Origin of the sequence: Arthrobacter crystallopoietes, assembly GCF_002849715.1 — a bacterium.
GTDB lineage: Bacteria > Actinomycetota > Actinomycetes > Actinomycetales > Micrococcaceae > Crystallibacter > Crystallibacter crystallopoietes.
On record NZ_CP018863.1, the window covers coordinates 142153 to 155351 of the forward strand.

Consider the following 13199-nt stretch of genomic DNA (forward strand, 5'->3'; position numbering starts at 1 on the left):
ATTCAGTGTGCTCCGGCCACGCGGGGTAGTTTCAGCCGGGAAGGGCGTTTCACAGCCGGGTCGCGGTGCGCCAGCTTCTCACGCAGCATGGTCCGCCCGCGGTGAATGCGCGAACGGACAGTGCCGAGCTTGACGCCCAATGCCGCGGAGACTTCGTCGTAGGAAAGACCCTCCAGATCGCACAGCACAACCGCCGCCCGGAAGTCGGGTGGAAGATCTTCAAGCGCTGCCTGCACATCGACGTCGAGGTTGTTGAATTCGAAGCTGCGTTCCGGCCCCGGATCGCGGCCGGGAATACGTGCTTCGGCGTCATCGGCGAGCCCGTCGAAACGGATCCGGCTCTTCCGCCGGGCCTGGTCCAGAAAGAGGTTGGTGGTGATCCTGTGCAGCCAGCCGTCAAGCGTGCCCGGTTTGAAGTTCTCAAGGGAGCGGAACACCCGGACAAAAACTTCCTGGGTGAGGTCTTCGGCGTCGTACTTATTACCGGTAAGGCGGTAGGCGAGCCGGTAAACCTTGGCCGAGTGGTTGGTCACTACTTCTTCCCAGGTCGGAGCAACCCATGGCGTCTCCGCCCCGGCAGCGGCCGGCTCTTCAGTGGCGTCCTGCTGCAACTTAGTCATAGCTACTCCCCTCGGCGGTTGCCCGTTCGCTTCAGCCCCTTGGCTACGTTCGGGTCTGAGGTACGTCCCCCGGCAACCGTGAAACACATTTGACCTACGGATGTCCATCCTCACCCAGAAAGCTGGGAGAATTCTGTTAGCCACCTGCACGAAGGCGCAACACTGGAGCGTCTCGCTCTCCCGCGGCACGGATACGCGGCAGTAGCAGTAGGCTGGGGCTGGAATATGAAGATTCTTCCTGAGAAAGTGATGGTTCATGAGCGCCGATAAGCAGACCAGCTGGTCCTACACGGAGGGACTGCCCACCGAGGATGAGGTATTGCTCCGCGCACGTGAACGCTCCTACGAACTCGGCGTCGCCACGGTGAGTCCCGGTGTTGCCGCCGCCCTGACGGTATTGGCCGCGGGTTCCAAGGCACATACCGTGGTGGAGATCGGTTCGGGCGCGGGCGTTTCGGGCGTCTGTCTGTTGCGCGGTCTGCCCGCCAATGCCGTGCTGACCACCATCGATTCCGATGTGGACCATTTGCGCGCGGCCCGCGAAGCCTATGCGGAGGCAGGAATTCCGAGCAACCGCACCCGGACCATTTCCGGCCGGGCGGCCGACGTGCTGCCGCGGCTGACCGACGCCGCCTACGACCTGGTCTTTGTGGATGCCGATAAGCCTTCCTACCCCCTCTATGTGGAGCGGGCCGTGCGGCTGCTCAAGAGCGGCGGAATGCTGATCATCAACGACGCGCTGGACAAGGACCGTGTCTCGGACCCGGCCATCCGGGAGGAGACCACCAATACCTTGCGGCAGGTGGGCAAGAGCGTCCGGGAAAACGAGGACCTGATCTCAACCGTCCTGCCCACCGGTGACGGACTGTTGCTGGCCGTCAAACGCTGAGGCTAGCCCCGGTAGCCGGCCAGGAATGACAGGAGCAAGCGTGCGCCGTAGCCGGTAGCGCCCTTGGTGACCTCTGCTTCATCGGCGGTGGACCGGGCCGGACCGGCGATGTCCAGATGCACCCACGGTGTCTGTCCGACAAACTCCCGAAGGAACAGCGCCGCAGTGATCGAGCCGGCCTGTACCTTGGACTTCGGTGACGAAATATGGGACAGATCCGCCACCGTGGAATCCAGCGAGGACCGGTATTCCTCCGCTGCCTCCGCGAGGGGCATATGCCAGACCTGCTCCCCCGACAGCTCGGCTGCACGTTCGAAACCGCTGACCAGATCCTGTCTGGTCCCGTACAACGCGGCGTGCCGCCGGCCCAGTCCTAGTGAAGCCGCGCCCGTCAGTGTTGCAATGTCGATCAACACATCCGGTGCCAGTTCGTCACGGGCAAACGCAAGGGCATCGGCGAGCACCATGCGTCCTTCGGCGTCGGTATTCCCGATTTCAACGGTGGTGCCGTCATAGGTCCTGACGACGTCACCGGGGCGATAGGAGGCGGCTCCGATGGAGTTCTCGGCCAGCGCCAGCAAGCCGGTGACACGGTGTGGAACGCCAAGTTCGGCGGCGGCATTCAGCACGGCCAGTACGACGCCGGCGCCAGCCATGTCCGTTTTCATCGGCACCATTGCTTCACGCGGCTTCAGTGATACCCCGCCGGTGTCAAACGTGATGCCTTTGCCGACCAGGACAATATGCTGCGCATCCGGGGCGGCATCCGCCGGGGTGTAGGACAGCTGGACCAGACGGGATTCATGCTCGGACCCCCGACCCACGGCAAGCAGGCCGCCAAATCCGCCGGCTGCGAGTTCCGCGTCATTCCAAATGCGCACTTCGAGCCCGCTCTCGGCGGCGAGACGTTCGGACTGCCCTGCCATCCACGCCGGGTTCTTGACGTTGGAAGGCATGTTCGCCAGGTTGCGGGCCAGCCAGACGGCCTTGGACATGGCAACGGCCGCAGCCAAAGCCGTCCCGGACGCCCCCGTCAGTTCAAGGGTGCGGGCCATCGGCTTCGGGACAGGCGACGTGCCTGCCCTCGGCGGGCGGTAACCACCGAGCAGGAAACCCTCGACAAAGGCCCTCTGTTCCGGCTCGTCCAGACCGTCGACGACGCTGGCGCGGATGGTTTCCACGCCGAAAGTCGCCTTGGCCAAGGCCGCTCCGGCCTTGCGCAGACTGGCCGGCGATTCGTCTCCGACACCGAGGAACAGCAGCCGTTGGGGCAGGCCAGGTTCGCGGCGAGGCGCAGTGACGGCCAGAATTTCGGCGGCCCTGCCGGTCACCGAGTTCACCTCTGCCAGGACAGCTACGTCGACGTCGTACCTTGCGGCAGCTTCCGCTGCCCCCTGCCGCGGCTGCGGAGTTGCCCGCTCGTCGGAATTCCCGCTTGAGACGCCCGGGACGCCGGAGGTGCCGATAGGAACCACCAACACGCTGACGCCCGTGCCCGATTCCGGTACCACGTGGTCCTTGTCCAGCCCAGTCCCCGCCACGATTGTGGAGAGCCTGGGTGCGACCAGCGCCTCTTCGAGCGTCCTGGTTGTCAGTTCGTCTGATGTAGCTGCAGGGTGGCCCACTCGCTCAGGCCTTAGCTGGCGACGCTGTCGGTGACACCGAGCAGGCAGTCCTTGAGATTGCCGGCCTCTTCGGCGTTGAGTTCCAGTACCAAGCGGCCGCCGCCGTCGATCGGAACCCGCAGAATGAGGCTGCGCCCCTCCTTGGTGACTTCCATGGGTCCGTCACCTGTACGCGGTTTCATCGCAGCCATTTGGTTTTCCCTTTCACCGTGGGCGGACAAGTCGGTGACCTGTTCGCCCGTCAACATGTCAGCACGGCAAGATTTGGCAGTCGGCCGTGCGTCATCCATTCACCATTATCGCGTACATCACAGGCCGGTGCTAATCACCGCGCCACGTGTCAGGCTTCGTGTCGGAACGCTACGGCCAGCGTTACGGCGGGTAGTCTCCTCCACCGGGCAGTTCTGCCCAGGACCACAGCCAGGCCACCCAGACAATCTGTCCGGCAAGGAACATCACGCACAGGCACACCCGGTAGGCGGTACTACGCGAGGCCATCGCGGCCACGAGCGCCAAAGGGAACAGCGGCAGCAGCAAGCGGAACGTGCTGGTTTGCGGATGCAGGAACGCGAAAAGGTAGGCGGCATAGGCAACACACCACAACCGCAGTTCCATCCCGATTCTCCGCGCCGGCCCGCTGCTCAGGCACAACACTGCCGCTGCCACCAGGACCAACGGAGCGAGTACGCCGCCTACGGGACCGAACAGATCCTTGCCCATGTCGAACCACGGCATGAAGAGCACCAGGTCATCCCCGCGCCACGCAGTTTCCGTTGCCGTATACGCGTCCATTTCGCCTGTGACGGCCCAGGCGAGCGCAGGCCAGATGAGCGCACCGGCGCAACTGACAAGCGCCAGCGCTACGATGCGCAGGAATTCGGGCGTCTGCAGTTCGCCCTGTTGCCGGCGCCAAAGCCGCCACAACAGATACGCCCCCATCATCGCTGCGAACGGCACGCCTGTCGGCCGGGACAGGCACATCAAGAGAACCACCGGGACCGCCATCAGATAGCGCCGGCCAATGACCAGATACAGACTGCCGGCCAGCAGCGCGAGGTTCAGTGACTCGGCATAGGGAACCTGCAGTATCGGCGATACCGGAAAGACGGCCACAAACCCCACGGCCCAAAGCGCTGTGCCATGCCCGGTGTACAGCCGGAACAGCCTGTAAATGATCACTGCCGCCACGAAACCGGCCAGCGTCGCCGCAACAGGGGCCAGAACCTCCCAATCCAGACCAGTGGCAGCGTTCAGCCCGCGGATGATCGCCGGAAACAATGCGTAGAACGCCCACGGATTTTCCTGTGCCTGACCATCCCCGGCGCGGGGGATTTCGGATGGATACCCGTCCCGATAGATCTGCTCATACCAGGCGCTGTCCCAGATCCCGATGAAGGACAGGTAGCCGGGATGGGAACCGCCCCAGGGGCTCGGTCCTTGTTGGCGCGCAACCGCGAGGAAGACAAACAGCGAGTAGAGCCGGGCCAGTGCGTAAAGGACGACCACGTGGACCCACCAAGGCCAGGCCGCGACCCGCTTTTTCCAGAACGCCAGTTCGTCCCTGAGAAAGCTGCCGGCTCTGCCCTGGCGCGGCGGACCAGTCATGAGACCGGCGGGAGCGGAGTTCCGTCGTCGTTCTTCCAGTGTCTTTCTCTCCTGAATTCGCTGATGAGTTCGTCCTTCGCCGCCAGCTCCCGGCGCAGCCTGTCCAGGACCTGGTCCACCTGATCCATGCGGTAGCCGCGGAAGGCCACCGAGAACCGAAGCCGGTCGATATCTGAGGCAACCGGGTGTTCGGGCAACAGCACAGCCGGCAGCCGCGGATCGGATTCACTCAAACCGTCCAGCGCCGGAACTTCGCCTCGTTCCCAGCCCTGGCCGGCTTCCGTCCTGGCGCGCCGGCTAACCCGTCCGGAGACGACCAAGGCCACGGCGCCTGCGGCGGCTATGGCGAGGAAGACCAGGAACAGGCTCACGGAACCATCGTGCCAGATGCGGCCATGGCCTTACACGTCCACAATGCTTTCAGAGGGGCGGCCGCGGCTATGCAAGAGTCCCTCCAGAATCCCGTCCACAGCGTCCTCAGCGGTGTCCACCACGCGCACCAGGTCCAGATCGACCTCCGCGATCATGCCCTCCTCCAGCAACGTGCCGCGGACCCATTCGATCAGCGGGCCCCAGAAGGCACTTCCCACCAGCACGATGGGAAACGACGTGACCTTCTGCGTCTGCACCAGCACCATGGCTTCGAACAGCTCGTCCATGGTTCCGAGGCCGCCGGGCAACACGATGAAGCCCTGCGCGTACTTGACGAACATGGTCTTGCGGGCGAAGAAGTAGCGGAAGTTGATTCCCAGATCAACCCAGTCGTTCAGGCCCTGTTCGAAGGGCAGTTCTATCCCCAGTCCCACGGAGAGCCCGCCGGCTTCGCTGGCACCTTTGTTCGCCGCTTCCATCGAACCGGGACCGCCGCCGGTGATGACCGCGAAATTCTTCTCCACCAGCCGTCGTCCGATCTGTTCGGCGATGTCGTAGTGCTTGGTGCCGGGGCGGGTGCGGGCCGACCCGAAAACACTGACGGCAGGCCCCAGCTCCGCGAGCGTGCCGAATCCTTCCACAAATTCACTCTGGATCCGGAGCACTCGCCAGGGGTCGGTATGGGTGAAATCCGCTTTATCCCGCGTGTCCAAAAGATACTGGTCGGCCTGCGGAATATTCGCCTGGGAACGGCGCAGTTCAACGGAACCTTTATGCCGTGAAGGCATCCGAGCCGCGATCTCGGACGGCAGCGGAATTTCATGCTGGTGGTTACTCATTCCCCAAGGCTACCTACCAAACCCGCGCGGCGACGCGGTTTTAGCGACGTTTATCCAACCGATAGCCGAATCGGCCACATTAAACTTCAATCACGATTCGGCCATTCGTTCCCCCAAATGCATTGCTCCATGGGAATCTTTCGCTAGATTCAAGTCATGACCCGTGACGCCCAACACAGTGAATCGATGCCGACGGCTTCCAGCAGCGCGGCTGCCGGCCGTTCTCCACACGCAACCCAGCCCCTGGTCCTGCTCAAAGACGTCAACAAGCACTTCGGTCCGCTGCATGTGCTGCAGAACATCAATCTTGAAGTCACCAAGGGCGAAGTCGTCGTCGTTATTGGTCCTTCGGGGTCGGGTAAGTCCACGCTGTGCCGTGCCATCAACCGCTTGGAAACGATCGACGACGGCGACATCCTCATCGACGGCAGGAAGCTTCCGGCCGAGGGCAAGGAGCTGGCCAATCTGCGCGCCGATGTCGGCATGGTGTTCCAGTCCTTCAATCTGTTCGCGCACAAGTCCATCCTGGAAAACGTCACGCTGGGGCCGCTGAAGGTCAAGAAGATGAAGAACGGCGAGGCAAAGGAACTGGCCATGAGCCTGCTCAAGCGCGTTGGCGTGGCCAACCAGGCTGATAAGTTGCCGGCCCAGCTCTCCGGTGGCCAGCAGCAGCGGGTCGCAATTGCCCGCGCCTTGGCGATGAAGCCCAAGGTCATGCTGTTCGACGAGCCGACGTCCGCGCTGGACCCGGAGATGATCAACGAAGTGCTGGACACCATGGTCCAGCTCGCCAAGGAAGGCATGACCATGATCGTGGTGACCCACGAAATGGGCTTCGCACGCAAGGCGGCGGACCGGGTGATCTTCATGGCCGACGGCCAGATCGTGGAGCAGGCCGCGCCGGAAGAATTCTTCACCAATCCCAAGAGCGACCGCGCCAAGGACTTCCTAGGCAAGATCCTCAACCACTGACCTCCCCGACCGGAAATTTCATCCGAAGTAATCACTAACAAGGAGAAAACATGCGCAAGACCCGCTTTGCAATGGCGGCAATGGGTGCCATTGCCGCACTGACACTGTCCGCCTGTGGCGGCGACGGCGGCGAGGGGGGCGAGACGGCCGGCAGCGGAGAGGGCGAAACGCTCCGAGTCGGCATCAAGTACGACCAGCCGGGCCTCGGCTTCTCCTCCGGCGGCGAGTTCACCGGTTTCGATGTCGACGTCGCCAAATACGTCGCCAACGAACTGGGCTACACCGAGGATCAGATTGAGTTCGTCGAGTCTCCTTCGGCCAACCGTGAGAACATGCTGGCCAATGGCCAGGTCGACATGATCTTCGCGACCTACTCCATCACCGATGAGCGTAAGCAGACCGTGGACTTCGCCGGACCGTACTTCGTCGCCGGCCAGGACCTGCTGGTCCGGGCCGAAGACACCGAGATCCAGGGCCCGGATGACCTCAACGGCAAGAACCTCTGCTCCGTCACCGGCTCCACCTCCGCCCAGCGCATCAAGGACGAACATGCCGAGGAAGTAAACCTTCTCGAACGCCCGGGCTACGCCGAGTGCGTGACCGCTATGCAGAGCGGCCAGATCGACGCCGTGACTACCGACGACATCATCCTGGCCGGTCTGGCCGCCCAGGAGAACTTTGCCGGGAAGTTCAAGGTCGTCGGCAACCCGTTCTCAGAGGAGAACTACGGCGTGGGTCTGCCCAAGGGAAGCGACCAGTGTGCCGCCATCAATGCGGCAATCAACAAGATGGTCGAAGAAGGCGCCTGGGAGGAAGCCCTTGCGGCCAATACCGAAGGTGTTGACTACAAGTTCAACGAGGCGCTCAACCCGCCGAAGCCGGGCGATTCCTGCGCGTAGTTCCAGATGCTGTGGGGCAGGCCTCCTGGCCTGCCCCACAGTCAAGCAAAGTCACTCCCATGAGAGGGGATGGACAGTTTGTCAGAGTATTTCCAGAGCTATCTGACGGCGCTGGAGACCTATGATGTCGTTGCGGCGCTGTGGGTCAATATCCAACTCACCTTCTGGGCCGGCCTGTGCTCGCTGGTACTCGGCACCATTCTGGCCCTGATGCGGATATCGCCGGTGCCGAGTTTCCGCTGGGCCGGCACTGCCTACGTCAACATCTTCCGGAATACGCCGCTGACCATCATCATGGTCTTCTGCATCCTGGTTGCCATCTTCCAGCTCCAGCTGAACCTCTCCAGCGACTTCAATTTCAACTTCTTCCTCTGGGCGATCATCGGTCTGTCGGTGTACCACGCCGCATTCGTCTGCGAAGCCATCCGAAGCGGCGTCAACACCGTGCCCCTGGGACAGGCCGAGGCGGCCCGCGCCATCGGCCTTAGCTTCCTTCCCGCAGCACGTCTGGTGATCCTGCCCCAGGCCTTCCGAGGCGCCGTCGCTCCCCTGGGCAACACTCTGATCGCGTTGACGAAGAATACGACGGTGGCCACTGTGGCATCGGTCGCCGAAGCAGCCGGTCTGATGAAGACCATGATCGAGTTCCGGCCGGACGTCATCATGGCCATCTTCGCTACCTTCGCGCTGGGCTTCGTCATCATCGTCATACCCATCGGCCTTGTGACAACCTGGCTTTCCTCGAAACTGGCGGTGGCACGATGAAAATCCAGCAAAGCGTCCTCTTCGATGCCCCCGGTCCAAAGGCCCAGCGTCGCATCCTGGCCACCAATGTGCTGGGCATCATCATTTTCCTCGGCACCGCAGCCTTCGTACTCAAAGGACTGAACGACCAAGGGCAGCTTGAGGCGGAGCTATGGGCACCGTTCCTGACTGCAGATGTCTGGCAGTTCGCCATTCTTCCCGGGCTCATGAACACCTTCAAGGCAGCGGCTGCCGCCATTGTCACGTCCGTGGTATTCGGCCTGCTCTTCGGCGTCGGGCGGCTCGCAGCCAACCGTGCGGTCCGCTGGATCTGCGGCATCATCGTCGAGTTCTTCCGGGCCGTCCCTGTGCTGCTGATGATGATCTTTTTCTGGCTGCTGCTGGGCCGGATGCAAATCGTAGAACCGGCCGACACTCCGTTTTTCGCCGTCGTAATAGCGCTGACGTTTTACAACGGTTCGGTTATCGCCGAGCTGGTCCGTTCCGGCGTCTATGGGCTGCCAAAGGGACAGCGCGAGGCGGGCATGGCCATCGGCATGACGCGCGGACAGTCGCTGCGGAACATCGAGCTGCCGCAGGCGTTGGTAGCCATGCTGCCCTCGCTGATCAGCCAGTTCGTGGTCATCCTGAAGGACTCGGCACTCGGCTCGATCATCACCTACTCCGAACTGCTGCGTGGCATGCAGATCTACGGCTCGGCCGGGCCCATCCTGCAGGCGCTGACCGTAGCCGCGGTACTGTTCATCATCGTGAACTTTGCGCTTTCGTGGGTGGCGCAGAAACTCTCCGGGCTGCTCAGCAGCCGCACCTCCGGAAAGACACGCCCCGCCAGCGCGCCAACGTTGGTAGCCAAGGTCTGACAAGCGGCTTTTAAACACGCAGGGTTCCGGGCAGCATGGCTGCCGGGAACCCTGCGTGTTTGGCCTTGAGGCTAGGCCGAGAGCCACCTGTCCAAGGCCCGGAAGCATTCGCGGATGGCTTCGGCCGGAACATGTTCATTGTCTGTGTGCGCGAGGAGCGCATCCCCGGGACCGAAGTTAACGGCAGGAATACCCAGCGCGCTGAAACGGGCCACGTCGGTCCAGCCGTATTTAGGCTTCGGCTCCGCACCGACAGCCGCCACGAAATCCGCGGCGGCCGGATGGTTCAGGCCGGGACGGGCACCCGCTGCCGCATCGGTACGGATCACGGAGAAGCCGTCCAGCAGGTTCCGCACGTAGGCCTCGGCATCGTCCGGGGTCTTATCCGGGGCGAAGCGGTAGTTGATTTCAACGACAGTACGGTCCGGAATGACGTTTCCGGCGGTGCCGCCGTGGATTTTCACTGCATTCAGGCTCTCCCGGTATTCAAGGCCGTCCACCGCGACCGTGGCAGGCTCGTGGTCCCGGAGCCGGGTCAGAATCTCCGCCGCCGCATGAATGGCGTTCTGCCCCATCCAGGCGCGGGCGGAATGGGCTGCCTTGCCCACGGTGGTCACCTCGAACCGGCTGGTGCCGTTACAGCCGCCCTCAACCGTGCCGTCTGTCGGCTCCAGCAGGATGGCGAAATCCCCCTGCAGCAACTCCGGGTAGTTAACGACCAACCGGCCCAATCCGCTAAGCGAAGCTTCAACTTCTTCATGGTCATAAAAAACATAAGTCACGTCCCGGGCCGGATCGGCCAGTCGGGCGGCCAGAGCCAGCTGGACAGCGACGCCGCCCTTCATGTCCGTGGTGCCGCGGCCATAGAGAACCTCACCGTCCCAGCTGGACGGGACGGTTCCGCGGGATCCGGCCGTCAACGGCAGCGGAACAGTGTCCAGGTGGCCGGCCAGGATCACGCGCTCGTCGCGGCCCAACTCGGTCCGGGCAACAATGGCATCGCCGTCGCGTGTCACCTGAAGGTGCGGCAGTGAGCGCAGCGCCGCTTCAACGGCATCGGCCAGTTCCCGCTCGTTACCGGAGACACTATTAATATCAATGAGCGCCGCCGTGAGGTCGGCGACATCGGAGGTCAGATCCAGGGCAGTAGTGAAAGCAGTCACTCCCCAAGCGTAACCGTGTCAGGGCGGTCTGCTCCCGTCGGTAGACTTGAGTGCATGCCTGAGAACAACACCGCTGCAACTGTCTCCCGCACCGCCTACGGCACCGGCCTTGCCACCGTCGCCTCCAACGGCATTGTTTTGGATGTCTGGTACCCGGCTCCCGGCCTCGGGCAGGCTCCCGCCGCTGCTGAGACCGATAACGACCTGAAGTCCCTCGCAGAGCAGGGCGAGGACGCCGAGCGTGGTACCCGGCTGGAGCTGGTCAGCCGGAGTATTGAACTTGACGCGGCCCCGGCCGACACGGCCGATGCCTATCTGCGGCTCCACCTGCTCTCGCACCGCCTTGTCACTCCCAACTCGCTGAACATGGACGGCATTTTCGGCCTGCTGGCCAATGTCGTTTGGACCAACTTCGGCCCCTGTTCCGCAGAGAACTTCGAGGCAACGCGTCTGCGGCTGCGCCGCCGCGGCCCGGTCACCGTCTACGGCGTGGACAAGTTCCCGCGCATGGTGGACTACGTCCTGCCCTCCGGCGTGCGCGTTGCCGATGCAGACCGCGTCCGGCTCGGCGCCCACCTCGCTGTCGGCACCACGGTCATGCACGAGGGCTTCGTCAACTTCAACGCCGGCACGCTCGGCACCTCCATGGTCGAGGGCCGGATCTCCGCCGGCGTCATCGTCGCGGACGGCTCCGATGTGGGCGGCGGCGCCTCCATCATGGGCACCCTCTCCGGCGGCGGCAAGGAACGCATCAGCATCGGCGAACGTGTCCTGCTCGGCGCGAACTCCGGCGTCGGCATCAGCATCGGCGATGACTGTGTGGTGGAGGCCGGTCTCTACGTCACCGCCGGCACCCGGGTCAACCTGCTGTCGGCCGACGGCGAAGCCCGTCAGATTAAGGCAGTGGAGCTGTCCGGCGTATCGAACCTGCTTTTCCGCCGCAACTCCATTTCCGGCGTCGTTGAAGTCCTGCCCCGCAAGGGCCAGACCGTTGAGCTCAACGCAGCACTGCACGCCAACTAGAAGGTACGTGTAACCACAATGGCCCGTTCACGGCGGCGCCGTCGCAGTGTTCTCGTGCTGCTGGTGTTGCTTGCCCTGGTAGGTGGCGGCCTCTGGCTGGCCGCCACCTCCATCGACCGTTCCCAACTGCTCGTCCGTGAGCGTTGCACTGCCGTAGTGGGTCCGGAGACCTTTGAACTGGCTCCGGACCAGGCCGCCAACGCGGCACTCATCGCCGGAATCTCCATGCAACGCGGGCTGCCCGCCCGCGCTGCCTCGATTGCCCTGGCCACGGCGATCCAGGAGTCGAAGCTGCGCAACATTGGGCATGGAGACGACGCCGGTCCGGATTCACGTGGATTGTTTCAACAGCGGCCCACGCAGGGCTGGGGCACGGAGGAACAGGTCATGGATCCGGTCTATGCGACCAACCGTTTTTTCTCGGTGCTGGAAGAGATTCCCGATTACGAAAGCCTGCCAATTACCGTGGCGGCGCAGCAGGTTCAGCGCAGCGCTTATCCTGACGCCTACGCGGACCACGAAGGCGAGGGCAAAGCCTTCGCCTCAGCGCTGACCGGCCACTCCCCCGCTGCCCTGAACTGCGTGCTCAAGGAAGCCGAGTCGGCCGGCGATGCTGCCGAGGTTGAAGCGGCCCTGGAACTCTCGCACCCCGGGTTGGAAACGGCGGTCGCGAACGGAACCCTGCGCGTGCAGGCAGGCGACAAAACCGGCTGGGCCGTGGCCCAATGGGCGGTGGCGTCAGCCAAGGAACTCAATATCGACTCGGTGTCCTTCGCCGGCCTGAGCTGGCAGCGTTCCGACGGCGAGTGGCTCGCCGCCGGGTCGGAAACCGGGACAGTGGTCATCACGGTGGCGGGCCAGCCCTGAAGCCGGCCCGCTGCAGCCGTGACTAGACGAGCAGTTCAATGATCGGCTGGATGAAGCTGCGGTACGACCCCTCGTCATCGATCAGGTACTGGTTCAGGAGCACCTTGTCCGGTTCCACATACCAGGCGCGGCGTTCCCGCAGCGGCAGTTCGATGAATTTGAGCTCGAACCCGCGGGCATCGCGGCCCAGCTCCATTTCCCGGTCCTGCACCATCTGCCCGACCAGTTTGGTCTTGCCGCTGGCTTCGCGCTCCTCAGCCAGCAGTCGGTAATCGGCCACGCGTTCACTGGACCAGCTCATTGCCGCTCCGAAGTGGGCCTGCAGGAGCTTCTGCAGCGCCGGGCTGGCGTCGAAGGCCGGGAAGGCAGGCGGTACCAAGGCATCCGCCGCGGCAGCGTCCTCCTGGATCAGGAGCGACCACCATTGTTCCCACTCCCGCCGCAACGCCCGCGTACCGCCGACATGCGCGGTCAGCTGGCGCGGATCGGCTTTCCTGACCGGTGGATCAGCACCGCACACGGCAGGCAAGCCCGCGCCGTCCAGACCGGCCACATCATGCAGGTACAAGGCCAGAAGCAAATGCGCCGAGGTGTCGGTTGTTATCCGCCACCCGGGCCCGCCGGTGTGATGCATAGACCAAGATCCTTTCGAACCGCCCTAAGTTCCACTCTAGACCGTGGTGAGGCAGGCGACCACCGC

The 13199-nt window shown here is 63.5% G+C and carries 15 protein-coding genes; 7 read left to right on the plus strand and 8 right to left on the minus strand.

Annotation, left to right across the window (positions count from 1 at the left end; genetic code table 11):
* Window positions 1-2 precede the first annotated feature (2 nt).
* On the minus strand, window positions 3-620 hold the full coding sequence (sigE, locus tag AC20117_RS00645; RefSeq protein WP_074701477.1) for an RNA polymerase sigma factor SigE: 618 nt from the start codon (window positions 618-620) through the stop codon (window positions 3-5).
* A gap of 256 nt (window positions 621-876) precedes the next feature.
* Between sigE and AC20117_RS00650 the strand changes: the two genes are divergently transcribed.
* Window positions 877-1509 (plus strand): O-methyltransferase, encoded by a 633-nt coding sequence (locus tag AC20117_RS00650; protein WP_074701476.1) that lies wholly within the window; start codon window positions 877-879, stop codon window positions 1507-1509.
* A 2-nt stretch (window positions 1510-1511) separates the two neighbouring features.
* Here AC20117_RS00650 and AC20117_RS00655 read toward each other — a convergent pair whose 3' ends face one another.
* The 5 genes from AC20117_RS00655 to AC20117_RS00675 form a co-directional block, all read right to left on the minus strand.
* Complete coding sequence (locus AC20117_RS00655; RefSeq protein WP_101632498.1) at window positions 1512-3134, minus strand: leucyl aminopeptidase family protein; 1623 nt, start codon at window positions 3132-3134, stop codon at window positions 1512-1514.
* A gap of 11 nt (window positions 3135-3145) precedes the next feature.
* On the minus strand, window positions 3146-3325 hold the full coding sequence (locus tag AC20117_RS00660) for a DUF3117 domain-containing protein (RefSeq protein WP_074703315.1): 180 nt from the start codon (window positions 3323-3325) through the stop codon (window positions 3146-3148).
* Between the two features lie 181 nt (window positions 3326-3506).
* The gene (locus AC20117_RS00665) at window positions 3507-4739 is read right to left on the minus strand and encodes a putative hexosyltransferase (protein ID WP_083339797.1); all 1233 of its coding nucleotides are present in this window, start codon (window positions 4737-4739) and stop codon (window positions 3507-3509) included.
* Entirely contained in the window at window positions 4736-5110 is a 375-nt protein-coding gene (locus AC20117_RS00670) for a DivIVA domain-containing protein (protein WP_074701474.1), read from the minus strand. Before AC20117_RS00670 ends, AC20117_RS00665 begins: the two co-directional genes overlap by 4 nt.
* Before the next feature lie 30 nt (window positions 5111-5140).
* On the minus strand, window positions 5141-5950 hold the full coding sequence (locus AC20117_RS00675) for an LOG family protein (RefSeq protein ID WP_074701473.1): 810 nt from the start codon (window positions 5948-5950) through the stop codon (window positions 5141-5143).
* A 186-nt stretch (window positions 5951-6136) separates the two neighbouring features.
* Here AC20117_RS00675 and AC20117_RS00680 point away from each other — a divergent pair, with 186 nt between their 5' ends.
* The 4 genes from AC20117_RS00680 to AC20117_RS00695 all read left to right on the plus strand — a co-directional run bounded on the left by AC20117_RS00680 (window position 6137) and on the right by AC20117_RS00695 (window position 9446).
* Window positions 6137-6922 (plus strand): amino acid ABC transporter ATP-binding protein, encoded by a 786-nt coding sequence (locus AC20117_RS00680; RefSeq protein WP_074701471.1) that lies wholly within the window; start codon window positions 6137-6139, stop codon window positions 6920-6922.
* A gap of 50 nt (window positions 6923-6972) precedes the next feature.
* On the plus strand, window positions 6973-7821 hold the full coding sequence (locus AC20117_RS00685; RefSeq protein WP_074701470.1) for a glutamate ABC transporter substrate-binding protein: 849 nt from the start codon (window positions 6973-6975) through the stop codon (window positions 7819-7821).
* Window positions 7822-7890: 69 nt separating this feature from the next.
* Complete coding sequence (locus tag AC20117_RS00690) at window positions 7891-8586, plus strand: amino acid ABC transporter permease (protein WP_074701468.1); 696 nt, start codon at window positions 7891-7893, stop codon at window positions 8584-8586.
* Window positions 8583-9446 carry an amino acid ABC transporter permease gene (locus AC20117_RS00695; RefSeq protein WP_074701467.1) on the plus strand — a complete coding sequence of 288 codons (864 nt, stop codon included), beginning with the start codon at window positions 8583-8585 and terminating at the stop codon, window positions 9444-9446. The genes AC20117_RS00690 and AC20117_RS00695 overlap by 4 nt, the downstream gene beginning before the upstream one ends.
* 71 nt (window positions 9447-9517) lie before the next feature.
* Here AC20117_RS00695 and dapE read toward each other — a convergent pair whose 3' ends face one another.
* Window positions 9518-10609 (minus strand): succinyl-diaminopimelate desuccinylase, encoded by a 1092-nt coding sequence (gene dapE, locus AC20117_RS00700; protein ID WP_074701465.1) that lies wholly within the window; start codon window positions 10607-10609, stop codon window positions 9518-9520.
* Between the two features lie 54 nt (window positions 10610-10663).
* On the opposite strand from dapE, the gene dapD reads away from it, so the two are divergent.
* Entirely contained in the window at window positions 10664-11632 is a 969-nt protein-coding gene (gene dapD, locus AC20117_RS00705) for a 2,3,4,5-tetrahydropyridine-2,6-dicarboxylate N-succinyltransferase (protein ID WP_074701463.1), read from the plus strand.
* 18 nt (window positions 11633-11650) lie between these two features.
* Window positions 11651-12499, plus strand: coding sequence for a hypothetical protein (locus tag AC20117_RS00710; protein WP_074701462.1), 849 nt, complete (start codon window positions 11651-11653; stop codon window positions 12497-12499).
* A 22-nt stretch (window positions 12500-12521) separates the two neighbouring features.
* Here AC20117_RS00710 and AC20117_RS00715 read toward each other — a convergent pair whose 3' ends face one another.
* Window positions 12522-13133, minus strand: a complete 612-nt coding sequence (locus AC20117_RS00715) for a hypothetical protein (RefSeq protein WP_074701460.1) — start codon at window positions 13131-13133, stop codon at window positions 12522-12524.
* Between the last annotated feature and the right edge of the window lie 66 nt (window positions 13134-13199).

Bases quoted from the DNA above. Each gene is read 5' to 3' on its own strand.
- AC20117_RS00675 (WP_074701473.1), bottom strand. From the start codon at position 5,950: ATGAGTAACCACCAGCATGAAATTCCGCTGCCGTCCGAGATCGCGGCT.
- dapD (WP_074701463.1), top strand. From the start codon at position 10,664: ATGCCTGAGAACAACACCGCTGCAACTGTCTCCCGCACCGCCTACGGC.
- AC20117_RS00650 (WP_074701476.1), top strand. From the start codon at position 877: ATGAGCGCCGATAAGCAGACCAGCTGGTCCTACACGGAGGGACTGCCC.
- AC20117_RS00715 (WP_074701460.1), bottom strand. From the start codon at position 13,133: ATGCATCACACCGGCGGGCCCGGGTGGCGGATAACAACCGACACCTCG.
- AC20117_RS00665 (WP_083339797.1), bottom strand. From the start codon at position 4,739: ATGACTGGTCCGCCGCGCCAGGGCAGAGCCGGCAGCTTTCTCAGGGAC.
- AC20117_RS00680 (WP_074701471.1), top strand. From the start codon at position 6,137: ATGCCGACGGCTTCCAGCAGCGCGGCTGCCGGCCGTTCTCCACACGCA.
- AC20117_RS00690 (WP_074701468.1), top strand. From the start codon at position 7,891: ATGGACAGTTTGTCAGAGTATTTCCAGAGCTATCTGACGGCGCTGGAG.
- AC20117_RS00685 (WP_074701470.1), top strand. From the start codon at position 6,973: ATGCGCAAGACCCGCTTTGCAATGGCGGCAATGGGTGCCATTGCCGCA.
- AC20117_RS00695 (WP_074701467.1), top strand. From the start codon at position 8,583: ATGAAAATCCAGCAAAGCGTCCTCTTCGATGCCCCCGGTCCAAAGGCC.
- sigE (WP_074701477.1), bottom strand. From the start codon at position 620: ATGACTAAGTTGCAGCAGGACGCCACTGAAGAGCCGGCCGCTGCCGGG.
- AC20117_RS00710 (WP_074701462.1), top strand. From the start codon at position 11,651: ATGGCCCGTTCACGGCGGCGCCGTCGCAGTGTTCTCGTGCTGCTGGTG.
- AC20117_RS00660 (WP_074703315.1), bottom strand. From the start codon at position 3,325: ATGGCTGCGATGAAACCGCGTACAGGTGACGGACCCATGGAAGTCACC.